The following is a 22,932-nucleotide window of genomic DNA, read 5'->3' as shown; positions in this document are numbered from 1 at the left end:
GCAGGGGCGATTGGCGTTACACTTTCGCCCTTTATTATCGCCCGGAGTTGATATGTCCTTCAGTTGCCCCCTTTGCCATGCGCCGTTGCGCCGTCAGGAAAATAGCCTCGTCTGCCCGCAACGGCATCAGTTTGATCTGGCGAAAGAGGGCTACGTCAATTTGCTGCCCGTTCAGCATAAACGCTCCCGCGAGCCGGGGGACAGCGCAGAGATGATGCAGGCGCGCCGCGCCTTTCTGGATGCGGGGCACTATCAGCCATTACGGGATGCTATCTGCGAGCAACTGGACGCCCGTTTACCGGCGCAGGCCAGTGCGCTGCTGGATATTGGCTGTGGCGAAGGCTATTACACCGATGCGTTCGCGCAGATCGCCGCGCAGCACGGGGCGCAGACTTTCGGGCTGGATGTGTCAAAGCCCGCAATACGCGCCGCGGCAAAGCGTTATCCGCAGGTAATTTTCTGTGTGGCGTCAAGCCACCGGCTGCCGTTTGAAGCCAGTACGCTGGATGCGATTGTACGCATTTATGCGCCCTGCAAAGCGCAGGAGCTGGCAAGGGTAGTGAAAGCCGGTGGCTGGGTGATCACCGCCGCTCCCGGCCCGCATCACTTACAGGAGCTGAAAGGGCTGATCTACGATGAAGTTCAGCTTCACGCGCCGCAACGCGAGCAGATTGAAGGTTTTACGCTGGCAGAGCAGCATGCGCTGGGATACAGCATGACCCTGAGCGGGGCGGAAGCGGTGGCGCTGTTGCAGATGACGCCCTTCGCGTGGCGGGCGAAACCGGAGGTATGGGAAGCGCTGGCGGATATGGCGCAGTTCAGCTGTCAGACGGATTTCAGCATCCAGTGCTGGCAGCGTGATCCTTAACCGGCGAAGTGGCTCCAGAGGATCTGCGAGCCAATACCGATCAGCACGATCCCGCCGAGAATTTCAGCCCGTTTTCCTAACAGCGGGCCTATAAAGCGGCCAATCATGATCCCGAGCGTCGACATCACCAGGGTCGCGCAGCCAATGGTGAGCGCGGTGGTGATAATATTGACCTGCAGGAAGGCCAGCCCGACGCCAACCGCCATGGCATCCAGGCTGGTGGCAATCGCGGTTGTCACCAGCAGCCAGAAGCCGTGACGCTGCAGGGGCGTATCTTCATCATCATTTCCCCGTACCCCTTCCAGCACCATTCGTCCGCCGAGAAAAACCAGCAGCAAAAAGGCGATCCAGTGATTCCACTCCAGCACGAACTGGCTGGCGAGCATGCCCAGTCCCCAGCCTATCAGCGGCGTCAGGGTTTCAATCGCGCCAAAGATCAGACCGGTGCGCAGGGCCTCGGAGAATTTGGGTTTGTGCAGGGTAGCGCCTTTCCCGATGGAAGCGGCGAAGGCATCCATCGACATGCCAAAAGCGAGCAGGAGAGTGGCAGATAAATTCATAAGAGCGTCCTGACCGGGGTATCCATATAACACATCACTGCCCCCAGTAATCAGCAGTTGATGTGTCAATGGTCTCGCCTAATCAAACGTCTATGCGATTTGATTCGTACGCGCCACGTTTTTCAACGAGTATGTTGACGCGCACATTTCCGGGGTGAATGGAAATCGGCTACTCCCCAACGACGGGCGCAACCTTACCATATTTCGCAAGGTGAGAACAATCACAGAAATTCATTACTTTTTTGTCAGGCTGATAACGATTTGCATTTGTCTTTATTGGTAATAATCAGGTTAAAAAATATAAGTTATTCCGTAGAAAATAATATAGCAGTGGCTATAACTGCGGCGATTTTATGTGCAGAAATATAGCCTTCGCTATATTTTAACTCATTGAGTTTTAACCATAACTTTGTAGATCTTTTCCAGGTCGTCGATATTTCGCACCCGGATAAGCAGACGGCGCTGCTCTAATTGCATCACCAGCACACCATCTTCAGATAAATTCATCTCTTTAATGCGGTTATAAGCAATCCAGACATTGGCGAAGAAAAAGCCATCCTGTTTGAAGATGATTTTCGGCGCGCGAACCCAGAACAGATAAATAGCCATCAGCGCCAGAGCACATAATAACCATGTGGTTAAAACAGCACCATTATTGGTCACGTTGTTATAAATAAGGATCACCAGCAACCCGGCGAAAATGAAGCCATCGACCCGGCTGCGGCGCAACAGGGGGACGCTGAGCAGCGTTTGACCATGGCGGCGGGGCATGATGAATTCATCATAGAGTGCGTAAGCCAGCAGTACAGCAACAAACAAAATCAACACGATATCCGTGATCGTCATTCATCCTCCCGAAAAAAAGCCGGGGCAAAGGCCCCGGCGCAATAACTAACTTTTACAGACCCAGCAGGCCAACAGCGTAACCGGCAATACCGATAACAAAGAAGCCGACGATGATCCACAGCGGGTTCACTTTCTTACGCAGCAGCCACATACAGGCGAAGGTCAGCAGCAGCGGCACCAGCCCCGGCATCAGCTGATCGAGGATGGTCTGTACGGTGGTGACGTTGGTTTTCCCGGTCTGGTCGGTAATTTCCGACACCACCAGCGGGATATTCACGTGCGTCCACTTGTTAACCAGCGCCCCCATAACAAACAGGCCGAGAATTGACGCCCCCTCGGTCAGTTTTTGCAGGAAGCCGCCGCCCATGTCTTTAACGATGTCCACGCCTTTACGGTAGCCGTAGGCCACACCGTAGTAACGGGTTGCCAGGCGCACGGCGTTAAACAGGATGAAGAACAGCAGCGGCCCGAGCAGAGAACCGCTCATCGCGATCCCGGCACCCAGCGCCGCAAACACTGGACGCACCGTACCCCAGAAAATCGGGTCACCCACGCCTGCCAGCGGCCCCATCAGACCAACCTTGATCCCGTTGATGGCGCCGTCGTCGATCTCCGCGCCGTTAGCACGCTGCTCTTCCATCGCCAGCGTCACGCCCAGTACCGGAGCCGCCACGTAAGGATGGGTGTTGAAGAACTCCAGATGGCGCTTAATGGCCTGGCGGCGCGCTTCGTTGTTTTCCGGATAGAGGCGTTTGATCGCCGGTACCATTGAGAAGCAGAAACCCAGCGCCTGCATACGTTCGAAGTTCCACGACCCCTGGAACAGGTTTGAACGAATGAACACGCCACGAATATCACCCGGAGTGAGTTTTTTCACTGCGGTAGTTTTTGTCATATCAACCATGTCGCTCACCTGCTAGTCCAGTTCGTTATCAAGATCGTTTGCACCCGCGGCCGGTACCGGGCCACCTGCTGAACGGTTGTATTTCGGGCTCAGCTGGATATAAAGGATGGCCATTACGGCGCCAATCACGCCCAGCGCCACCAGGTTGAAGTTGGTGAAGGCGGCAGTGACGAAGCCCAGGTAGAAGAACGGCATCAGGTAGCCCGCGCGCATCATGTTGATGACCATCGCATAACCCACTACCACGATCATGCCCCCGGCGATGTTCAGACCGCTGGTTACTACTTCAGGAATGGCGTTAAGCATATTCTGCACTTCGCTGGTGCCCACAGAAACCGCAACGATGACGGCCGGGATCGCAATACGCATCGCCTGCAGGAACAGAGAAGAAACGTGGATCCAGGACAGCGCCGTAAGGTTGCCGTTGTCGGCCGCCTTATCCGCCGCGTGCTGGAATGCCACGGTAATGGTACGAACGATGATGGTTAACACCTGGCCTGCCGCCGCCAGCGGAATAGCCAGCGCGATCCCGGCGCCGATGCTCTGGCCTCCGGCAATGACCAGCACGGTGGAGATGATCGACGCCAGCGCGGCATCCGGCGCCACGGCGGCCCCGATGTTCATCCAGCCGAGGGCGATCATTTCCAGGGTACCGCCGATGATGATGCCTTTTTGCATATCACCCAGCACCATGCCAATTAACGTACAGGCCACCAGCGGACGGTGGAACTGAAATTCATCCAGTACCGACTCCATACCGGCGATACAGGCCACGACAAACACCAGCACAATCTGAAGAAGGGTGATCTCCATTGTACTTCTCCTATAACTAAGACGTAGTTGTGAAAACTGAGTAAATCAGCTCGTGCCGGCTACTTCGCCACTTTGCTGATCAAGTCCATCATTTTCAGTTTCGGATCGTTTGAGACTTTACGGACTTCCAGTTCAATACCGCGGGCATTGAGTTTTTTGAAGGCCTCAATATCCTGCTCATCCACCGAAACGGCGTTGTTTACCTGGGTTTTGCCCTGACGATAAGCCATACCGCCGATATTGACGGAGGTGATCTTCACCCCGGCCTCCACCAGACGTTCAACATCGGTAGGGTTGGTAAACAGCAGCATGATGCGTTCACCCGCGTATTTCGGGTTGTTATAAACGCGGATCATCTTAGCGACATCCACCACGTGCGCCGTCACGCCGGGCGGCGCAACCTGCGTCAGCAACGTTTTACGCACGGTATCAGCGGCCACTTCGTCGCTGACCACGATAATGCGCTGCACGTTGGTTTCTTTGGTCCAGCGTGTTGCCACCTGGCCGTGGATCAAACGGTCATCGATACGCGCAAGGCCGATCACCATGTAATCATCTGCGCCCATGGGCTTAACCGGTGCGGCGGGTTTTGCCGCAGCAGCAGGCGCAGGCGTTACCGCTTCCGGCGCTTTTGCCTTCAGGGCTTTCACCCCCTCACGTCCCGCCTCAACCGCCACGGCGACCAAATCGTCAAAACTCGGATCGTCATCACGCCCCATGAGCGTTTCAACCAGCATCGGAATGTTGACGCCAGCAACCACCTCATAATGCTCTTTATCGACGACAATTCGACTTGCGGCGTTAAACGGACTGCCACCCCATGTATCGACGAGAAACAGCACCCCTTGACTGGTGTCGAGATTTGCCAGCCGGGCGTTGTATTTTTCGATGAGCGTTTCGGCGTTCTCGCCGGGAACGAAATCGATCCAGCCGATGTTTTCCTGCTCACCCAACAGCATTTCGGCTGTTTTGAGCAATTGTTCTGCAGCCCAGCCATGTGTGCCTATTACAATAGCAATGGTCACTTGCTACCTCCGTTATTATCGTTAACACCTCTGTAACAGATGTGTTGTGAATCAATCTTTACCAGCGAATCGATTCAGATAAGGGTTTGAAAGAAAAGTTAAAACTTCCGTGAATTATTTTAGACATCGAAAAAATAATTTTTGTGATGCGCATCCGTAATTTAGCTTTCGTCGATCAGAAATTTCGGCCCGCGAAATAACCACAAAATTCCAATTGCAAATTCCGGTAAATCTTTGCAAAACATTAATTCTCTCTGCTATGTTTACCATCCGTTTAATTATCAAGGAGTATAGGGCAGTAGCCCCGTGTATGGACCGTCACCGACGTCAGTTAACCCATTGGCCGTTTCGTGCCTCGCAATCCGGCGTTTTCCGCCACCTTTCATTTTCATCTGCTGTCATCACGCCTGTGCTTAACGCACCGTTTTGCCATTCCGTAAACAGGAGCCTGTCATGGAATTCTTAATGGACCCCTCGATCTGGGTGGGGTTGTTGACGCTTGTTGTTCTTGAAATCGTTCTCGGTATCGATAACCTGGTGTTCATTGCCATCCTTGCGGATAAACTCCCGCCTAAACAGCGTGATAAAGCCCGTCTGATCGGCCTGTCACTGGCGCTGATCATGCGACTCGGCCTGCTGTCGGTGATCTCGTGGATGGTAACGCTGACAAAGCCGCTGTTTACCGTGATGGATTTAAGCTTCTCCGGCCGTGACTTAATCATGCTGCTCGGGGGACTATTCTTGCTGTTCAAAGCGACAACAGAATTACACGAGCGACTTGAAAACCGTGAACATGACACCGGACAGACGAAAGGCTATGCCAGCTTCTGGGTCGTGGTGGTACAGATCGTCATCCTTGATGCGGTCTTCTCACTCGATGCGGTGATCACGGCGGTCGGTATGGTGAACCATCTGCCGGTCATGATGGCGGCGGTAGTGATCGCCATGGCGGTGATGCTGCTGGCTTCAAAACCGTTGACGCGATTCGTCAATCAGCATCCGACGGTGGTGGTGCTCTGTCTGAGCTTCCTGTTGATGATTGGTCTGAGTCTGGTGGCGGAAGGCTTCGGCTTTCATATTCCGAAAGGCTACCTGTATGCCGCGATTGGTTTCTCAATCATTATTGAGTTCTTTAACCAGATTGCTCGCCGCAACTTTATTCGCCATCAGTCAACGCTGCCGCTGCGTGCCCGTACCGCGGACGCCATTCTGCGTCTGATGGGCGGTCGCCGCAAAGATAATCAACAGCATGAGCCGGACAGCGAAGCGCCGGTGCAGGTGCCGGAAGGGGCCTTCGCCGATGAAGAGCGTTATATGATCAACGGCGTACTGACGCTGGCGTCGCGCTCGCTGCGCAGCATTATGACGCCGCGCGGCGACATCAGTTGGGTGGATGCCAGCCTGGATAAGGACACTATCCGTCAGCAATTGCTCTCGTCGCCGCACAGCCTGTTCCCGGTCTGCCGTGGCGAGCTGGATGAAGTGATCGGTATCGTGCGCGCCAAAGAGATGCTGGTAGCGCTGGAAGAGGGCGGCGATGTGGCGGCGATAGCGTCCGCGTCCCCGGCGATTGTGGTGCCGGAAACCCTGGATCCGATCAAACTGCTTGGCGTGCTGCGCCGCGCCCGCGGCAGCTTTGTTATCGTCACCAACGAATTTGGTGTGGTGCAGGGCCTGGTGACGCCGCTCGACGTGCTGGAAGCTATTGCCGGTGAATTCCCGGATGCCGACGAAACGCCGGAAATCATCGCCGATGCCGACGGCTGGCTGGTAAAAGGCACCACCGATCTGCACGCCCTGCAACATGCGCTGGGGCTGGATAACCTGGTTAACGACAGCGAAGATATCGCGACCGTTGCCGGTCTGGTGATCGCCATTAACGGTCAGATCCCACGCGCGGGTGACGTGCTGCAACTGGCGCCGCTGACCATTACCGTGCTGGAAGCCAACGACTACCGGGTCGATCTGGTTCGGGTTGTTAAAGAGCGTCCGGAGCACGACGAAGAAGAGTAAGGCTACTGTAACGGCATTGACGGCATCATCCGCCCGTTATGCCGGGCTGGCGGCGGGGTACTTCCCGCCAGCCAGCCGGGGAAATCTTTCAGCGGCATCGGCTTCGCATAGAGAAACCCCTGTAACACATGCACCCCGCGCTGGCGCAGATGTGCCGCCTGCAGCGGGGTTTCCACCCCCTCTGCCACCATTTCCAGCGCAAGACGTTTGCCCAGCGCAATGATCATATCCGTCACCGTCGAATTCACCGCATCCGTACCAATGGCCGCAATATAGGATTTGTCGATCTTAAGAATGTCCGGGCTTAGCTTTTCCAGCCACGAGAGGGACGTGTTGCCGGTGCCAAAATCATCAATCGCCACTTTCACGCCCATACGATGCAGTTCACGCACCATGCGGAAATCCGCCTCGCTCAGGCTGTCCCTCTCGGTGAGTTCTATCACCAGCTGCTGCACCGGACGGATGTTAAACCAGTGCTGGTTCAGATCGGCAATCAGCTCTCCGTGGCCGAAATGGCTGGCGGCGACGTTAATGCCGATATGAAAGTGCGGCGAGGGCGGGAAGAGGGCGAGCTGGCGATGGGTTTCCGTCAGCACGTAGCGCGTCAGCGGGGCGATCAAACCCTGGTTTTCGGCGATAGGAATAAACACATCCGGCGAGATCCAGCCCTGACGGCGATTATTCCAGCGCAGCAGAATTTCCACTCCCACGCACTGCTGGGATTGTGCGTCCAGCAACGGCTGACAAAACAGCTCAAACTCATTTTCCGCCAGCCCCATATGGATCTCCCACGCAAAGCTCATGCGGCTGGCGGTCGCCACCCACGCGATATAACCCACCAGCAGGCTCAGCAGCAGCGCCAGCGGAAACTGGGAGGGCAGATGCCGCAGCGCCAGCTCCGTTGCGCCCGGCCCGCGGACGTTAACCGTAAAAGGGTAGCGCTGTGACGTTTGCGAAAAGCGTTTTTCATCCGTCAGCGCGGGCAGGGCGTCCGCCACCCCACCGCCATACAGTAGATGCCGGTTATTGACCGACAGACTGGCGCCGGTGATCAGCGGTTTTTGCGGTTCCAGCATCAGGTCGGTCAGCAGCGTAATATTGACAATGGTCATCACCCCGCTGTCATCCCCTTGCGCAGAAGGAAACCATTGGATCAGTATCGGGCTGCCTTTAAGTAACGATTTATCGGTGGACAGGATCAGCTGTGCTTCGCTGGCGGGCAGCAAAGGCTGAAGTTGACGCACCTGCACATTGCGAAAACCAAAAATGCTTGAACAGTACAGCATCCCGTTCTCCACCAGGCCAATGGAGCGGATAGTCTGCAAAGAAGCCGCTTCAATACGCAGCGCCAGATGCACGTCGTCGCAGGGTTTACCTACCAGCGGCAACAGCAGGGGACGCCCGCGTTCAAGGGCGGAGAGTACTTTTTCCAGTGAGGAAACAGCATGAGAAGTGAAAGATAACAGACGCTGCTGATTTAAATTCCGCTCCGAAATAAATCGCGCGCCGAGGGTCAACAGCAGCATGGAAACGGCCGCAAGCACGCAGACGATAATGCGTTTTCGCCGGTAGTCGCTAATGATCCGTTGCGCAGTCTGCATGAAGTCATCGTCCGGTAAGTATACCGTTGATCGCAAAAGGCAACGGCACCACAGCAAGTGTAGTGTGGAAAAAATAATCGGACGAGAATTGGAGGAGATTTAGCCCTTCTGTCGCAGAAGGGCTATGAGAAGTATTAGTCGCACTGCACCTTGATTGCCAGACCACCGCGGGAGGTTTCGCGGTATTTGGCGTTCATGTCTTTACCGGTTTCGTACATGGTTTCAATAACCTTATCCAGCGACACGCGCGGCGCGCTGGTACGGCGCATCGCCATGCGTGAAGCGTTGATCGCTTTCACCGAGGCGATGGCGTTACGCTCAATGCACGGCACCTGTACCTGACCGGCCACCGGATCGCAGGTCAGACCCAGGTTATGCTCCATGCCGATTTCGGCCGCCACGCACACCTGCTCCGGGCTTGCGCCCAGCAGTTCCGCCAGACCGGCCGCCGCCATTGAACAGGCCACGCCCACTTCGCCCTGACAGCCCACTTCCGCGCCGGAAATAGAGGCATTCATCTTGTACAGCGCGCCGATCGCACCGGACGCCATAAAGTAACGGATATAAATATCCGGCGTCACCGGCTCAATAAAGTGATCGTAGTAGGCCAGCACCGCCGGAACGATACCGCATGCGCCGTTAGTGGGCGCTGTGACCACACGGCCGCCAGCGGCGTTTTCTTCGTTTACCGCCAGGGCAAACATATTCACCCAGTCGATAACGTTCATCGGATCGCTGGACAGCTTATCGCTGGCCACCAGCAGGCGGCGCAGCGCCGAGGCGCGACGCGGCACGCGCAGCGGGCCAGGCAGCACGCCTTCGGTGTTCATGCCGCGATCGATACAGGCGCGCATGGTCTGCCAGACATCAGCGAAGTAATCTTCGATCTCCTGCTTGCTGTGCAGCGCCAGTTCGTTCTGCATTACCATGCCAGATAACGACAGGCCGGTTTCATGGCAGTAATCAAGCATCTCTTTTGCCGAGGTGAACGGATAAGGCACGCTCACTTCATTGCTGGCTTCTTTGCCGAAATGCTCTTCGTCGACGATAAAACCGCCGCCGATGGAATAGTAGGTTTTGCTGTAAACGGTGGTGTCGCCGTTATAGGCATGGATCTGCATGGCGTTTTCATGCAGCGGCAGGTTATTGCTCTGGAAGCGCATGCCGTTATCTTTCGGGAAATCCACCTCATGACGACCCTGCGCCAGCAGCAGACGACCGCGGGTTTCAACGTCGCGGATAAACGCCGGAATGGCGTCAATATCGACGGTGGCCGGCGCATTGCCCGCCAGACCCATAATAATGGCGATGTCCGTATGGTGACCTTTACCGGTCAGTGACAGCGAACCGTACACGTCAACCGCCACGCGGGTTACGCTCTCAAGCAATCCCTTTTCGACCAGGTCATCGACGAACTGTTTGCCGGCCTTCATCGGGCCTACAGTGTGGGAAGATGAGGGACCAATCCCCACCTTAAACATGTCGAATAGACTAATCACATTAACACTCCTGACAGGGTTACCGGACTTTCCGATAACGATGTAATAATTGCGCATAGTGTATGAGGGAACTGCGGGATCGGCTGGAGTATTCGCATGAATTAAATTAATGCGTGAACATTAATTTTCTAATGGCGAGACGCGGATCCCACTCCTGGCAGAAGGGTTATTGCATAAAGAATATTCAGGGTTTGATGCCAATCTGCAACGCCAGTTCACGAATGATACCCGCCGTCATCCCCCAGACGAAATAGTGCTCATACCACGACAGCCATACGCGGTGATCGTTGCCGCGACGATGGATGTCTAAAGGATGATAGCGCCCCAGACGCAGAGCTTCCGCCAGCGGCATCTCAAAAACCGCCGCCACTTCATCTTCACTGGCGTGATAGTGCAGGTCAGGGGGGATAATGCCGACCACCGGCGTCACCTGAAATCCCGTCACGCTGTCCACCGGCGGCAGCACGCCGATCACCTCCACCGTCTCCGGCGGGATCGCCACTTCTTCCTGCGCCTCACGCAGGGCGGCGGCGATGAGCGACGCATCGCTGCTGTCCACCGCGCCGCCGGGGAAGGCCACCTGACCGGCATGTTTACGCAACTGCGCCGAACGCTGGGTCAGCAACAGACCGGGCTGTTCCCGGCGAACCACCGGGATCAGCACCGCCGCCTGCCTGGCATTCAGCGACGCGCGGCTCGCCTGCGGACGTAAAAGTTGAAATCGCGATAGAAAATCATCCAGTGTCAACGCCTGTAAATCCAAAATCAGCTCTCCAGTTGATGCAGAATACGATTAACCTTATCAAAGGTTTCCTGATATTCCGCCTGCTCCTCGCTGTCGGCGACGATGCCGCCGCCCGCCGAACAGTATAGCTGCCCGTTACAGGCGCTCAGGGTGCGAATAGTGATGCTGGTGTCCATATTGCCGCACAGACTGATATAGCCGATGCTGCCGCACCAGGCGTTACGGCGGTGCGGCTCCAGCGCATCGATAATTTCCATCGCCCGCACTTTCGGCGCGCCGGTGATCGAGCCGCCCGGAAAGGCTGCGCGCAGCACATCGCAGGCGTTGCGTGAGGCGGGGAGGCGGGCAGTAATGGTGCTCACCAGATGATGCACTGCCGGGAACGGCTCGACGACGAATAGCTCCGGCACGCGTACGGATCCCGGTTCGGCGACGCGGCCCAGATCGTTGCGCATCAGATCGACAATCATCAGGTTTTCGGCGCGATCTTTGGGCGACTGCGCCAGCCGCGCGGCCTGATGAGCATCCGCCTGCGCATCGCTCAACCGCGGCAGCGTACCTTTGATGGGGCGGGTCTGGATGGTGCCGTTAGCCAGCTGAATAAAGCGCTCCGGCGACAGGCTGAGCACCGCCCCCTGCGGCAGACGCAGAAACGCACTGAACGGCGCACGGTTGGCGCGGTTCAGCTGCATAAACGCCTGCCACTCATCGCCGCGGTAATGTGCCTGAAAGCGCTGGGCAAGGTTAACCTGATAGCAGTCGCCGCTGTGTAAAAACGCCTGCACCGCGCGAAACTTCTCGCCATACTGCTCGCGGGTTATATTTGAGCGCCAGGGCGAGGTTAAGCTAAACGATTGCGTCTCTTCGGCCCGCTGCGCTTCCAGCCAGGCCAGACGTTGCGCTATATCGCCATAGCTGAGCAGGGTGACTTTTTGCTGATGATGATCGACAATCAGCGCCCAGTCGTACAGCCCGACGGCCAAATCCGGCAGGGGAAGATCCTGTTCGGCCTGCGATGGCAGCGTTTCAAAGCGGCGACCCAGGTCATAACCAAACAGACCCAGCGCGCCGCCGGTAAACGGCAAATCAGGATCGCAGGGCGGGGCAAGCTGCATGGCGTCCAGCTCAGACTGTAACAGCGCCAGCGGATCCGCTGTGGAGGCTGTACTGACACCCTCGCGGGTCACGGTGGTATTGTCGCCGTGCGTCACCAGCGTGCAGCAGGGCTGCGCCACCAGAATATCAAAACGGTTATGGGCATGCTCCGCATGGCCGGAATGCAACAGCATGGCCCATGGCTGCGTGTTGAGTGGGGTAAACCAGTGGCTGGCAGCGTCGGGGCGCCACGGCAGCGAAATAACGGCGGGTGATAACGTCTTCATTAATCCAGACTCTTTGCTATCCGGTAACCGGCTTATGGGGTAGCATGTTTGATCAGCGCGAACAATTTAGCAGGAGTTCACTATGTTTGCAGGTTTACCTTCCCTTACGCACGAGCAACAACAAGAGGCCGTCGATCGCATTCATACGTTGATGGCTGAAGGCATGAGCAGCGGCGAAGCCATTGCCCTGGTTGCTGCGGAACTGCGCGCCAGCCATAAAGGCGAACGGGTTCTGGCACGCTTTGACGAAGAAGATGAGGAAGAATAATCGCCTTTAAACGGCGGCGATAATTTTAATTTCCACTTTATATTGCGGGTTCATCAGCGTGGCCTGCACTGTACAGCGCACCGGCGCATGACCCGCAACCACCCACGCATCCCACGCCTTATTCATTGCCGCAAAATCCTTACTGTCCGCCAGAAAAATGGTGGCGTCCAGAATGCGTGATTTGTCGCTGCCCTGGCTTATCAGCATCGCATCAATCTGCGCCAACGTGTTGGCGGTTTGTTCAAAGGCATCCGCCTGCAAATTCTCCGGCACGCCGGTGTAGTACAGCGTCTGATTGTGGATCACCGCATCAGACCAGCGGGCTGCGGCATCAATTCGCACGATTGTCATGACCATCTCCTTATTTTTCATTGGCGCGCCAAGACTGCCACAGAGTTTTTACCCTGTCACGACTTCGGCTGGCTAAAAGCCATCGCCCCTGACATAATCACTGGCGATTTAACCAGGGGGTAGTGTGGCGAAAAACAGTGAGACGGACGATTTTGCGATCGACGGTCAGTTAGCAAAAGCGATACCGGGATTTAACCCGCGTGAACCGCAGCGGCAGATGGCGCAGGCTGTGGCTGAGGCCATCGCGAAAACGCAGCCGCTGGTGGTGGAAGCGGGAACCGGCACCGGGAAAACATACGCCTATCTTGCCCCCGCGCTGCGCGCCGGGAAAAAAGTCATTATCTCTACCGGATCGAAAGCGCTCCAGGATCAGCTCTACAGCCGCGATTTGCCCACCGTCTCCCGCGCGCTGGAGTACAGCGGGAAACTGGCGCTGCTGAAAGGCCGCTCCAACTATCTGTGCATCGAACGTCTGGAACAGCAGGCGCTGGCGGGGGGCGATCTACCCGTGCAGACCCTGAGCGACGTTATTCTGCTGCGCTCATGGTCAAACCAGACCGTCGACGGCGATATCAGCACCTGCGCCAGCGTGGCGGAAGACTCTCCCGCCTGGCCGCTGGTCACCAGCACCAACGATAACTGCCTCGGCAGCGACTGCCCGCAGTACAAAGACTGTTTTGTGGTGAAGGCGCGTAAAAAAGCCATGGATGCCGACGTGGTGGTGGTTAACCATCACCTGTTCCTGGCGGATATGGTGGTGAAAGACAGCGGCTTTGGCGAACTGATCCCCGAAGCCGAGGTGATGATTTTCGACGAAGCGCACCAGTTGCCGGATATCGCCAGCCAGTATTTTGGTCAGTCCCTTTCCAGCCGTCAGCTGCTCGACCTGGCAAAAGATTTCACCATCGCCTATCGCACCGAACTGCGCGACACCCAGCAGCTGCAAAAATGCGCCGACCGGCTGGCGCAGAGCGCCCAGGATTTTCGGTTGCAGCTCGGCGAGCCGGGCTATCGCGGGAATCTGCGCGAACTGCTGGCGGACAGCCACATTCAGCGCGCTTTTTTGCTGCTCGATGACACCCTTGAGCTGTGCTACGACGTGGCAAAACTCTCCCTCGGGCGTTCAGCCCTGCTGGATGCCGCCTTTGAACGCGCCACCCTGTACCGCGCGCGCTTAAAACGCCTGAAAGAGATCAACCAGCCCGGCTACAGCTACTGGTACGAATGTACCTCGCGGCACTTCACCCTCGCGCTGACGCCGCTGTCGGTAGCCGATAAATTCAAAGAAGTGATGGCGCAGAAGCCGGGCAGCTGGGTCTTTACCTCCGCCACCCTGTCGGTGAATGATGATCTGCACCACTTCACCGCCCGGCTGGGCATTGAAGAGGCGCACTCGCTGCTGCTGCCGAGCCCGTTTGACTATGCCCGTCAGGCGCTGCTGTGCGTACCGCGCAATCTGCCGCAGACCAATCAACCGGGCGCGGCGCGGCAACTGGCGGCGATGCTGCGGCCATTGATCGAAGCGAACAATGGCCGCTGCTTTATGCTCTGCACCTCACACGCCATGATGCGCGATCTGGCGGAACAGTTCCGCGCCACCCTGACGCTGCCGGTGCTGTTGCAGGGCGAAACCAGCAAAGGGCAGCTGTTGCAGCAGTTCGTCACCGCCGGTAATGCGCTGCTGGTGGCGACCAGCAGTTTCTGGGAAGGGGTGGACGTGCGTGGCGACACGCTGTCGCTGGTGATCATCGACAAACTGCCGTTTACTTCCCCGGACGATCCGCTGCTGAAAGCGCGCATGGAAGACTGCCGTCTGCGCGGCGGCGATCCCTTCGATGAAGTCCAGCTGCCGGATGCGGTGATCACCCTGAAACAGGGCGTCGGCCGCCTGATCCGCGATATTGACGATCGCGGCGTGCTGGTGATCTGCGATAACCGGCTGGTGATGCGGCCCTATGGCGCGACCTTCCTCGCCAGCCTGCCGCCGACGCCGCGCACCCGCGACATCTCCCGCGCCGTGCGCTTTCTCGCCGTCCCGCCGACACAGTAATCGCAGTCTGTGATATTATGCGCGCCATTTATTAAAGAGAGCGCGCGAAGACCCATGCGAATTCTGGCTATCGATACCGCAACTGAAGCCTGTTCAGTTGCGCTACAGCAAAACGACACCACCCATGCCCATTTTGAACTCTGCCCGCGTGAGCACACTCAGCGCATTCTGCCGCTGGTTCAGCAGATCCTGAACGAAGGCGGCGTGACGCTGCGCGATCTTGACGCGCTGGCCTTTGGCCGCGGACCAGGAAGTTTCACCGGCGTGCGTATCGGCATCGGCATTGCCCAGGGGCTGGCGCTGGGGGCAGAGCTGCCGATGATCGGCGTCTCCACCCTCGCCACCATGGCGCAGGGCGCTTACCGTAAAACCGGGGCCACCCGCGTGCTGGCTGCCATCGACGCCCGCATGGGTGAAGTCTACTGGGCGCAGTACGAGCGCGATGCGCAGGGCGTCTGGCACGGCGAAGAGACGGAAGCCGTCCTGAAACCGGAAGCCGTGCGTGCGCGTCTGGCGCAGCTGGACGGCGCCTGGGCTACCGTGGGCACCGGCTGGCCCGCCTGGCCGGATCTGGCGCAAGGCTGCGATCTCACGCTGACGGACGGCGACATTCTGCTGCCGGCAGCTGAAGATATGCTACCGCTGGCCTGCCAGCTGCTGGCGGCGGGCAACACCGTGACCGCCGATACCGCCGAACCTGTTTATTTGCGAAACGAAGTGGCATGGAAGAAACTTCCTGGCCGCGAGTGAATCTTAGATACAGGATGTTCATAACGGGAGTCGCAACATGGCACTGAATAAACGAGTTGTACGCGGCGCGGTCGCCGCGCTGGTGGCCGTCGCCCTGAGCGGTTGCGTCAGCGTACCGGATGCCATTAAGGGCACCAGCCCGACGCCGCAGCAGGATCTGGTGCGGGTGATGAACGCGCCGCAGCTCTATGTGGGCCAGGAAGCGCGTTTTGGCGGCAAAGTGATCGACGTGAAAAACGAGCAGGGCAAAACCCGCCTTGAGATCGCCGCCGTGCCGCTGGACAGCGCTGCCCGTCCGGTGCTGGGCGAGCCGTCACGCGGACGTATTTATGCCGATGTCAGCGGCTTCCTCGATCCGGTCGACTTCCGCGGTCAGCTGGTCACCGTCGTCGGGCCGATTACCGGCACCGCCGAAGGCAAAGTCGGCGACACGCCGTATAAATATATGGTGATGCAGGCGAACGGCTATAAACGCTGGCGTATTACCCAGCAGGTGATGATGCCGCCGCAGCCCATCGACCCGTGGTTCTGGGGTCCAGGGCCTCACCCGTGGCGCTACGGCTATGGCGGCTGGTACAATCCCGGGCCGGCGCAGGTTCAGACCATAGTAACCGAGTAAACTCCTGTTAATGAAACAAAAGAAACAGCGGCCGGTCCGCTGTTTCTGCGTTTTCAGGATCATAAGAAAAATAAATAGTGACGCGCTTCGCAACCTTAAATCCGTTTAATTATTAAACTGGTACGCTGAGTTAATATAATGTTAACGACTTGTTTATTATCCGGGGTTGCGATGACGACAAATACTCATTTCAGAGGTGATGCATTGAAGAAGGTTTGGCTTAACCGTTATCCCGCCGATGTGCCAGCAGAGATCAACCCCGACCGCTACCAGTCACTGCTAGAGCTGTTTGAACACTCTACGGCGCGTTATGCCGATCAACCTGCCTTCGTGAATATGGGGGAGGTGATGACCTTCCGCAAACTCGAAGAGCGTAGCCGGGCGTTTGCCGCCTATCTCCAGCAGGGGCTGGGGCTGAAGAAGGGCGATCGCGTGGCGCTGATGATGCCTAACCTGCTGCAATATCCGGTGGCGCTGTTCGGCATTCTGCGCGCCGGTATGGTGGTGGTGAACGTTAACCCGCTGTACACCCCGCGCGAGCTGGAGCATCAGCTTAATGACAGCGGCGCGGCGGCGATTGTTATCGTCTCCAACTTTGCCCACACGCTGGAAAAAGTGGTGGAAAAAACCCAGGTTCAGCACGTGATCCTGACGCGTATGGGCGATCAGCTCTCCCCGGCGAAGGGCACGCTGGTGAACTTCGTGGTCAAATACATCAAAAAGCTGGTGCCGAAATATCACCTGCCGGATGCGATTTCGTTTCGTCAGGCGCTGCACAACGGCTACCGGATGCAGTACATCAAGCCGGAAGTAGTGACTGACGATCTGGCGTTTTTACAGTACACCGGCGGCACCACCGGCGTGGCGAAAGGCGCAATGCTGACGCACCGCAATATGCTCGCCAACCTCGAACAGGTGAATGCCACCTACGGCCCGCTGCTGCATCGCGGTAAAGAGCTGGTGGTGACCGCGCTGCCGCTCTACCACATCTTTGCGCTGACCATGAACTGCCTGCTGTTTATCGAGCTGGGCGGCCAGAACCTGCTGATCACCAACCCGCGTGATATTCCGGGGCTGGTGAAAGAGCTGGCGAAATATCCTTTCACCGCGATGACCGGCGTCAATACGCTGTTTAACGCGCTGCTCAATAACAAAGAGTTCCAGCAGCTGGACTTCTCCTCACTGCATCTCTCCGCGGGCGGCGGCATGCCGGTACAACAGGCGGTGGCCGAGCGCTGGGTGAAGCTGACCGGACAATACCTGCTTGAAGGCTACGGGCTGACCGAGTGCTCGCCGCTGGTGAGCGTCAACCCGCACGATATTGACTATCACAGCGGCAGCATTGGTCTGCCGGTGCCGTCCACCGAAGCCAAACTGATCGACGATGAAGGCAACGAAGTCGAGCACGGTCAGCCTGGCGAGCTGTGCATTAAAGGCCCGCAGGTGATGCTTGGTTACTGGCAGCGTCCTGCCGATACCGATCAGATCCTCAAAGACGGCTGGTTACTCACCGGCGACATTGCGGTGATGGACGACGAAGGCTTCCTGCGTATTGTCGATCGTAAAAAAGATATGATCCTGGTCTCCGGCTTCAACGTTTACCCTAACGAAATTGAAGACGTGGTCATGCAGCATCCCGGCGTGCTGGAAGTGGCGGCGGTGGGAGTACCCTCCGGCAACAGCGGTGAAACGGTCAAACTCTTTGTGGTCAGGAAAGATCCGGCGCTCACCGGTGAGGCGCTGATAACCTTCTGCCGTCGTCAGCTTACCGGCTACAAAGTGCCAAAACTGGTGGAATTCCGCGATGAACTGCCGAAATCCAACGTTGGCAAGATTTTGCGACGAGAATTGCGTGACGAAGCCCGCGCCAAAGTGGACAATAAAGTCTGAGCTTTGAGTAAGTCGCCCGACGCCGGTTAGCCGGCGTTTTTTATGGGCGCAAACCTGAGAGAACCCGATTTGAATTACCAGATGATCACCACCAACGACGCGCTGGCCGCCATGAGCGACGCCGCGCGCGCGTTTCCCGCTATCGCCCTTGATACCGAATTTGTCCGTACCCGTACCTACTATCCGCAGCTTGGCCTGATCCAGGTGTTTGACGGCGAGCAGGTATCGCTGATCGATCCGCTGACCATCACCGACTGGACGCCGTTCCGCGCGCTGTTACAGGATCGCAGCATCACCAAATTCCTGCATGCGGGTAGCGAAGATCTGGAAGTGTTCCTCAACGTCTTTGGCGAACTGCCGGAACCGCTGATCGACACGCAGATCCTCGCTGCCTTCAGCGGACGCCCGATGTCATGGGGCTTTGCCGCGATGGTAGAGGAGTATACCGGCACGGCGCTGGATAAAAGCGAATCCCGCACTGACTGGCTGGCGCGTCCGTTAACGGAGCGTCAGTGCATCTATGCGGCGGCGGATGTCTGGTACCTGTTACCCATCGCCCACAAACTGATGGCGGAAGCCGAAACCGCAGGCTGGCTGCCCGCCGCGCTGGACGAGTGCCGCCTGATGCAGCAGCGCCGCCAGGAAGTGCTGGCCCCTGAGGAGGCATGGCGCGACATCAGCAACGCCTGGCAGCTGCGCACCCGTCAGCTGGCCTGTCTGCGTCTGCTGGCGGACTGGCGTCTGCGTAAAGCGCGTGAGCGCGATCTGGCGGTAAACTTCGTGGTACGTGAAGAGCACCTGTGGGCCGTGGCGCGTTATATGCCCGGTAGCATGGGCGAGCTGGACAGCATTGGCTTGTCAGGCAGCGAGATCCGCTTCCACGGTAAAACCCTGCTGGCGCTGGTGGCGAAAGCGCAGGAATTGCCGGAGGAGGCGCTGCCTGAGCCGCTGGTGAATCTGGTGGATATGCCGGGCTACCGCAAGGCGTTTAAAGCCATCAAAGCGCTGGTACAGGAGGTCAGTACGGAAAGCGGCGTCAGCGCCGAACTGCTGGCTTCCCGTCGCCAGATTAATCAGCTGCTCAACTGGCACTGGCAGTTAAAACCGCAAAGCGTGCAGCCTGAATTAATTTCCGGCTGGCGCGGCGATTTAATGGCGCCAAAACTTAACGTGCTGCTAAAAGAATATCCGCGGTGATCTTTCATTACCCCTGTAATTAATTACAGGGTTTTTTGGCAGATAAATAAAAAGGCAGCGTTAAGGCTGCCTTTTTTATCTCTGATATTTTAACCAGTAAGAGAGATTTATTTACTGTCTTCTGTTTCCGGTAGCGTCACGTTCAGCTCCAGAATAGAAATATCGCCATCACGCTGTTCCAGTTGCACCGAGACCATTTCCGGATCGATCTGCACATAGCGGCAAATGACTTCGAGAATGTCCTTTCTCAGCTGCGGTAAGTAGTGAGGTTCAGCATCGCTACGGCGACGCTCGGCAACGATAATCTGTAAACGTTCTTTCGCGATGTTGGCGGTACTTTTCTTTCGTGAGAGAAAAAAGTCGAGTAAAGCCATAATTTATCCTCCGAACAGGCGTTTGAGGAAACCTTTCTTCTCTTCTTCTATGAAGCGGAAAGGACGATCTTCTCCCAACAGACGTTCCACCGTATCTGCATAGGCCTTGCCCGCGTCTGACGCGGCATCCAGGATCACCGGCTCGCCCTGGTTGGAGGCGCGCAGCACCGACTGGTCTTCCGGGATCACGCCAACCAGCTTGATACGCAGAATTTCCAGCACGTCTTCCATGCTCAACATATCGCCTTTGCTGACGCGGCCCGGATTGTAGCGGGTCAGCAACAAATGCTCCTTGATTGGCTCCTTGCCCTGTTCCGCACGGCGCGATTTTGACGCCAGAATGCCCAGAATACGGTCAGAGTCGCGCACGGAAGAGACTTCCGGGTTGGTGGTGATAATGGCTTCATCAGCGAAATAAAGCGCCATCAGCGCGCCGGTTTCGATACCTGCCGGTGAATCACAGACGATAAAATCGAAGTCCATTTTCTGCAGATCGTCGAGCACTTTTTCCACGCCTTCACGGGTCAGCGCGTCTTTATCACGCGTCTGCGATGCCGGCAGGATGAACAGGTTTTCAGTACGCTTATCCTTGATAAGTGCCTGATTTAACGTCGCATCGCCCTGAATAACGTTAACGAAATCGTATACAACGCGGCGTTCGCAACCCATGATCAAATCAAGGTTACGCAGGCCGATATCAAAATCGATAACGACGGTTTTCTTTCCCTTCTGGGCTAAACCTGTCGCGATGGCCGCGCTGGAGGTGGTCTTGCCGACGCCCCCTTTACCCGAAGTAACAACAATAATGCGTGCCATAGGAGTTCCTTGTTAAAAAGGGCTTAGTTCAATGGTTGAACAGTCAAAGCGTTATCTGCAATCAACAGACGCGCCGCTTTGCCATAAAATTCGGCCGGGATGTTCTCGCTCAGCCAGTATTCCCCCGCGATAGAAACCAGTTCCGCGGTGAGATGGGTACAGAAAATTTGCGCCTCACGATCGCCGCTGGCACCTGCCAGCGCGCGTCCACGCATCATGCCGTAGATATGAATATTGCCATCGGCAATCAGTTCTGCACCTGCGCTGACATGACTGGTAACAATCAAATCAGAGTTAGGTGCATAAATACGTTGCCCGGAACGCACCGGCGTATCTATCAACCGTGAAATGGTGTGGGGCGCAACAGCAGGTTCTTCCACCACTGCAACGGGGGCAGGGGCCTGACGTACCGCCTGCTCCTTGCCTTCCGTCAGTAACGGCAGGCCTGCTTGTTCGATTTCGGCTTTCAGGGCGGCATCTTTGCAGCCGCTGATCCCCACCACGCGCAAACCGGTACTGGCGATCACCTTTTGCAGCGTGGCCCAGGAAATATTGCCTTCCACATCAGCGACGTTAATCACAACCGGCGCATGTTGTAAAAACGCGGGAGCCTGAGCGATTTTGTCTTTCAACGCCTGACGAATAACCTCGGGCTTTGCATCATGCAAATGAACCACTGATAAGGTGAAGCTACTGCCTTTTAGCTCGATGGGCGTGTTTGACATCCTGACCTTACTCAATTTGCTATTATCACCCGTACTGCGGGTAATATTCCGAAGACCAGAAGGCATGTTATAGTCAGGATTATATTGAGGCAAGTGACCTCCCGACAAATAAGAGCAAAAGAATGTTTTGTGTGATCTACAAAAGCCCACGGCGTGAACAGACCTACCTTTACGTTGAAAAAAAAGACGATTTTTCCCGCGTGCCTGAAGCCCTGATGCAGGGGTTCGGTAAACCGCAACTGGCGATGCTCTTACCCCTCGACGGGCGTAAAAAACTGGTCAACGCCGATCTGGAAAAAGTGAAAGAGGCGCTGAAGACGCAGGGCTATTATTTGCAGTTGCCACCGCCGCCGGAAGATTTGCTGAAACAACATCTGGCGAGCAACGGAAAAGGTTAATTTCTTACGCGTTCAGGGTGTTACTCAGGGGGAACTCATGTATCAACATCATCACTGGCAGGGCGCACTGCTGGAAATGCCGGTCAGTAAAGTTGTCTGCGTCGGCAGCAATTACGCAAAGCACATCCAGGAGATGGGCAGCGCCACCCCGACGGAACCGGTGCTGTTTATCAAACCGGAAACCGCGCTCTGCGATCTGCGCCAGCCGCTGGCGCTGCCGCAGGGACTGGGATCGGTGCATCATGAAGTTGAACTGGCAGTGCTGATTGGCGCCACGCTGCGTCAGGCGAGCGAAGCGCACGTCGAACAGGCGATCGCCGGGTACGGCGTGGCGCTCGATCTGACATTGCGTGATATTCAGGGGCAGATGAAGAAAGCGGGGCAGCCGTGGGAAAAAGCGAAAGGCTTTGATAATTCCTGCCCGATTTCCGGTTTTATCCCGGCGGCAGAATTCCAGGGCGATCCGCAAAACACCCCGCTCAGCCTGAAAGTAAACGGTGACGTGCGCCAGCAGGGAACGACGGCCGACATGATCCACAAAATCGTGCCGCTCATCGCCTACATGAGCCGGTTTTTCACCTTACGCGCCGGGGATATTATCCTCACCGGCACGCCGGAAGGCGTCGGCCCGCTGCACAGCGGCGATGCGCTGGAAGTGAGCCTCAACGGGTTAACCATCAATACCCGCGTACTTTAAATGCGAAATGCCGTCCGCAAGGGCGGCAAAGCTTGCATCAACGAGCCTGACTGGTTATAAGGTGCAGCTTGATTTCCTACTGGCGGATCCGCTTATGACTGACACTCCTTTCTGGCAAAGCAAAACACTTGAGCAGATGACCGACGCCGAGTGGGAATCGCTGTGTGATGGCTGCGGGCAGTGCTGCCTGCATAAACTGATGGACGAAGACACGGATGAAATCTATTTCACCAACGTCGCCTGTCGCCAACTGAATATCAAAACCTGTCAGTGCCGCAACTATGAGCGCCGTTTCGAATTTGAACCGGACTGCATCAAGCTGACCCGCGATAACCTGCCGACCTTCGAGTGGCTGCCGCCGAGCTGCGCCTATCGACTCCTCGCCGAAGGGAAGAACCTGCCGGTCTGGCACCCGCTGCGCACCGGCTCGAAAGCCGCAATGCACGCCGAACGCATCTCCGTGCGTCACATTGCGGTTAAAGAGTCAGAAGTGAATGACTGGCAGGATCATATATTGAATAAGCCGGAGTGGGCGGATTAA

The 22,932-nt window shown here is 56.7% G+C and carries 25 protein-coding genes and 1 riboswitch; of the genes, 12 read left to right on the top strand and 13 right to left on the bottom strand.

Annotated features, from left to right (window positions below; translation table 11 throughout):
- Nucleotides 1-52 precede the first annotated feature (52 nt).
- A complete protein-coding gene (gene rlmA / locus QRD42_RS16110; RefSeq protein WP_321987611.1) occupies nt 53-868 on the top strand; it encodes a 23S rRNA (guanine(745)-N(1))-methyltransferase in 816 nt (271 codons plus the stop codon).
- Here rlmA and mntP read toward each other — a convergent pair.
- The 5 genes from mntP to manX all read right to left on the bottom strand — a co-directional run bounded on the left by mntP (nt 865) and on the right by manX (nt 5,016).
- Nucleotides 865-1,428, bottom strand: coding sequence for a manganese efflux pump MntP (gene mntP, locus QRD42_RS16105; RefSeq protein ID WP_318374306.1), 564 nt, complete (start codon nt 1,426-1,428; stop codon nt 865-867). The two genes, rlmA and mntP, sit on opposite strands and share 4 nt — an antisense overlap.
- Nucleotides 1,429-1,508: 80 nt before the next feature.
- Nucleotides 1,509-1,618, bottom strand: a riboswitch (yybP-ykoY riboswitch).
- A 197-nt stretch (nt 1,619-1,815) separates the two neighbouring features.
- Nucleotides 1,816-2,274 carry a DUF986 family protein gene (locus QRD42_RS16100; RefSeq protein WP_321987610.1) on the bottom strand — a complete coding sequence of 153 codons (459 nt, stop codon included), beginning with the start codon at nt 2,272-2,274 and terminating at the stop codon, nt 1,816-1,818.
- Nucleotides 2,275-2,326: 52 nt separating this feature from the next.
- On the bottom strand, nt 2,327-3,178 hold the full coding sequence (locus QRD42_RS16095; protein WP_072568749.1) for a PTS mannose transporter subunit IID: 852 nt from the start codon (nt 3,176-3,178) through the stop codon (nt 2,327-2,329).
- Between the two features lie 12 nt (nt 3,179-3,190).
- The gene (locus QRD42_RS16090; protein WP_072568748.1) at nt 3,191-3,991 is read right to left on the bottom strand and encodes a PTS mannose/fructose/sorbose transporter subunit IIC; all 801 of its coding nucleotides are present in this window, start codon (nt 3,989-3,991) and stop codon (nt 3,191-3,193) included.
- Nucleotides 3,992-4,050: 59 nt separating this feature from the next.
- Nucleotides 4,051-5,016: a PTS mannose transporter subunit IIAB gene (manX, locus tag QRD42_RS16085; RefSeq protein ID WP_321987609.1), complete on the bottom strand. Its 966-nt coding sequence runs from the start codon at nt 5,014-5,016 to the stop codon at nt 4,051-4,053.
- Nucleotides 5,017-5,275: 259 nt separating this feature from the next.
- Here manX and QRD42_RS19620 point away from each other — a divergent pair, with 259 nt between their 5' ends.
- Both QRD42_RS19620 and yoaE read left to right on the top strand, forming a co-directional pair.
- Nucleotides 5,276-5,482 carry a protein YoaL gene (locus QRD42_RS19620; RefSeq protein WP_072568746.1) on the top strand — a complete coding sequence of 69 codons (207 nt, stop codon included), beginning with the start codon at nt 5,276-5,278 and terminating at the stop codon, nt 5,480-5,482.
- Nucleotides 5,470-7,029: a CNNM family cation transport protein YoaE gene (gene yoaE / locus QRD42_RS16080; protein ID WP_072568745.1), complete on the top strand. Its 1,560-nt coding sequence runs from the start codon at nt 5,470-5,472 to the stop codon at nt 7,027-7,029. Before QRD42_RS19620 ends, yoaE begins: the two co-directional genes overlap by 13 nt.
- Before the next feature lie 2 nt (nt 7,030-7,031).
- Here yoaE and QRD42_RS16075 read toward each other — a convergent pair whose 3' ends face one another.
- The 4 genes from QRD42_RS16075 to pabB form a co-directional block, all read right to left on the bottom strand.
- Nucleotides 7,032-8,630 (bottom strand): EAL domain-containing protein, encoded by a 1,599-nt coding sequence (locus QRD42_RS16075; protein ID WP_072568744.1) that lies wholly within the window; start codon nt 8,628-8,630, stop codon nt 7,032-7,034.
- A gap of 134 nt (nt 8,631-8,764) precedes the next feature.
- Nucleotides 8,765-10,129, bottom strand: coding sequence for an L-serine ammonia-lyase (gene sdaA, locus QRD42_RS16070; protein ID WP_072568743.1), 1,365 nt, complete (start codon nt 10,127-10,129; stop codon nt 8,765-8,767).
- Nucleotides 10,130-10,313: 184 nt separating this feature from the next.
- Nucleotides 10,314-10,892, bottom strand: coding sequence for a CoA pyrophosphatase (locus tag QRD42_RS16065; RefSeq protein ID WP_072568742.1), 579 nt, complete (start codon nt 10,890-10,892; stop codon nt 10,314-10,316).
- 2 nt (nt 10,893-10,894) lie between these two features.
- Nucleotides 10,895-12,256, bottom strand: a complete 1,362-nt coding sequence (gene pabB / locus QRD42_RS16060) for an aminodeoxychorismate synthase component 1 (protein WP_321987608.1) — start codon at nt 12,254-12,256, stop codon at nt 10,895-10,897.
- An 82-nt stretch (nt 12,257-12,338) separates the two neighbouring features.
- On the opposite strand from pabB, the gene QRD42_RS16055 reads away from it, so the two are divergent.
- Complete coding sequence (locus QRD42_RS16055) at nt 12,339-12,524, top strand: YoaH family protein (RefSeq protein WP_318364244.1); 186 nt, start codon at nt 12,339-12,341, stop codon at nt 12,522-12,524.
- Nucleotides 12,525-12,530: 6 nt separating this feature from the next.
- On the opposite strand, the gene QRD42_RS16050 is transcribed toward QRD42_RS16055, so the two are convergent.
- Nucleotides 12,531-12,875, bottom strand: a complete 345-nt coding sequence (locus QRD42_RS16050; protein WP_072568739.1) for a RidA family protein — start codon at nt 12,873-12,875, stop codon at nt 12,531-12,533.
- A 124-nt stretch (nt 12,876-12,999) separates the two neighbouring features.
- Here QRD42_RS16050 and QRD42_RS16045 point away from each other — a divergent pair, with 124 nt between their 5' ends.
- The 5 genes from QRD42_RS16045 (at nt 13,000) to rnd (ending at nt 19,381) form a co-directional block, all read left to right on the top strand.
- Nucleotides 13,000-14,925 carry an ATP-dependent DNA helicase gene (locus tag QRD42_RS16045; protein WP_072568738.1) on the top strand — a complete coding sequence of 642 codons (1,926 nt, stop codon included), beginning with the start codon at nt 13,000-13,002 and terminating at the stop codon, nt 14,923-14,925.
- A gap of 54 nt (nt 14,926-14,979) precedes the next feature.
- Nucleotides 14,980-15,675: a tRNA (adenosine(37)-N6)-threonylcarbamoyltransferase complex dimerization subunit type 1 TsaB gene (gene tsaB, locus QRD42_RS16040; RefSeq protein ID WP_321987607.1), complete on the top strand. Its 696-nt coding sequence runs from the start codon at nt 14,980-14,982 to the stop codon at nt 15,673-15,675.
- Nucleotides 15,676-15,712: 37 nt separating this feature from the next.
- Nucleotides 15,713-16,294 carry a Slp family lipoprotein gene (locus tag QRD42_RS16035; RefSeq protein WP_318364246.1) on the top strand — a complete coding sequence of 194 codons (582 nt, stop codon included), beginning with the start codon at nt 15,713-15,715 and terminating at the stop codon, nt 16,292-16,294.
- Nucleotides 16,295-16,498: 204 nt separating this feature from the next.
- Nucleotides 16,499-18,184 (top strand): long-chain-fatty-acid--CoA ligase FadD, encoded by a 1,686-nt coding sequence (fadD, locus tag QRD42_RS16030; RefSeq protein WP_321987606.1) that lies wholly within the window; start codon nt 16,499-16,501, stop codon nt 18,182-18,184.
- A 69-nt stretch (nt 18,185-18,253) separates the two neighbouring features.
- Nucleotides 18,254-19,381, top strand: coding sequence for a ribonuclease D (rnd, locus tag QRD42_RS16025; protein WP_318364248.1), 1,128 nt, complete (start codon nt 18,254-18,256; stop codon nt 19,379-19,381).
- A 107-nt stretch (nt 19,382-19,488) separates the two neighbouring features.
- Here the strand turns inward: rnd and minE are convergent, their stop codons facing one another.
- From minE to minC, 3 genes are read right to left on the bottom strand one after another with little or no spacing between them, the layout of a single operon-like run.
- Nucleotides 19,489-19,755: a cell division topological specificity factor MinE gene (minE, locus tag QRD42_RS16020; protein ID WP_072568733.1), complete on the bottom strand. Its 267-nt coding sequence runs from the start codon at nt 19,753-19,755 to the stop codon at nt 19,489-19,491.
- A 3-nt stretch (nt 19,756-19,758) separates the two neighbouring features.
- A complete protein-coding gene (gene minD, locus QRD42_RS16015) occupies nt 19,759-20,571 on the bottom strand; it encodes a septum site-determining protein MinD (protein WP_072568732.1) in 813 nt (270 codons plus the stop codon).
- 23 nt (nt 20,572-20,594) lie between these two features.
- Complete coding sequence (gene minC, locus QRD42_RS16010) at nt 20,595-21,296, bottom strand: septum site-determining protein MinC (RefSeq protein WP_072568731.1); 702 nt, start codon at nt 21,294-21,296, stop codon at nt 20,595-20,597.
- A gap of 122 nt (nt 21,297-21,418) precedes the next feature.
- Between minC and QRD42_RS16005 the strand changes: the two genes are divergently transcribed.
- The 3 genes from QRD42_RS16005 to QRD42_RS15995 all read left to right on the top strand — a co-directional run bounded on the left by QRD42_RS16005 (nt 21,419) and on the right by QRD42_RS15995 (nt 22,932).
- Nucleotides 21,419-21,694, top strand: a complete 276-nt coding sequence (locus QRD42_RS16005) for a YcgL domain-containing protein (protein WP_072568730.1) — start codon at nt 21,419-21,421, stop codon at nt 21,692-21,694.
- A gap of 37 nt (nt 21,695-21,731) precedes the next feature.
- Nucleotides 21,732-22,391, top strand: coding sequence for a fumarylacetoacetate hydrolase family protein (locus QRD42_RS16000; RefSeq protein ID WP_072568729.1), 660 nt, complete (start codon nt 21,732-21,734; stop codon nt 22,389-22,391).
- 94 nt (nt 22,392-22,485) lie between these two features.
- Complete coding sequence (locus tag QRD42_RS15995) at nt 22,486-22,932, top strand: YcgN family cysteine cluster protein (RefSeq protein WP_318363721.1); 447 nt, start codon at nt 22,486-22,488, stop codon at nt 22,930-22,932.

Source organism: Enterobacter sp. PGRG2 (genome assembly GCF_030291195.1).
In the GTDB taxonomy this organism is placed as follows: domain Bacteria; phylum Pseudomonadota; class Gammaproteobacteria; order Enterobacterales; family Enterobacteriaceae; genus Enterobacter_D.
The sequence above is the reverse complement of the archived record's forward strand: the minus strand, read 5'-3'. Positions and strand labels throughout refer to the sequence as shown.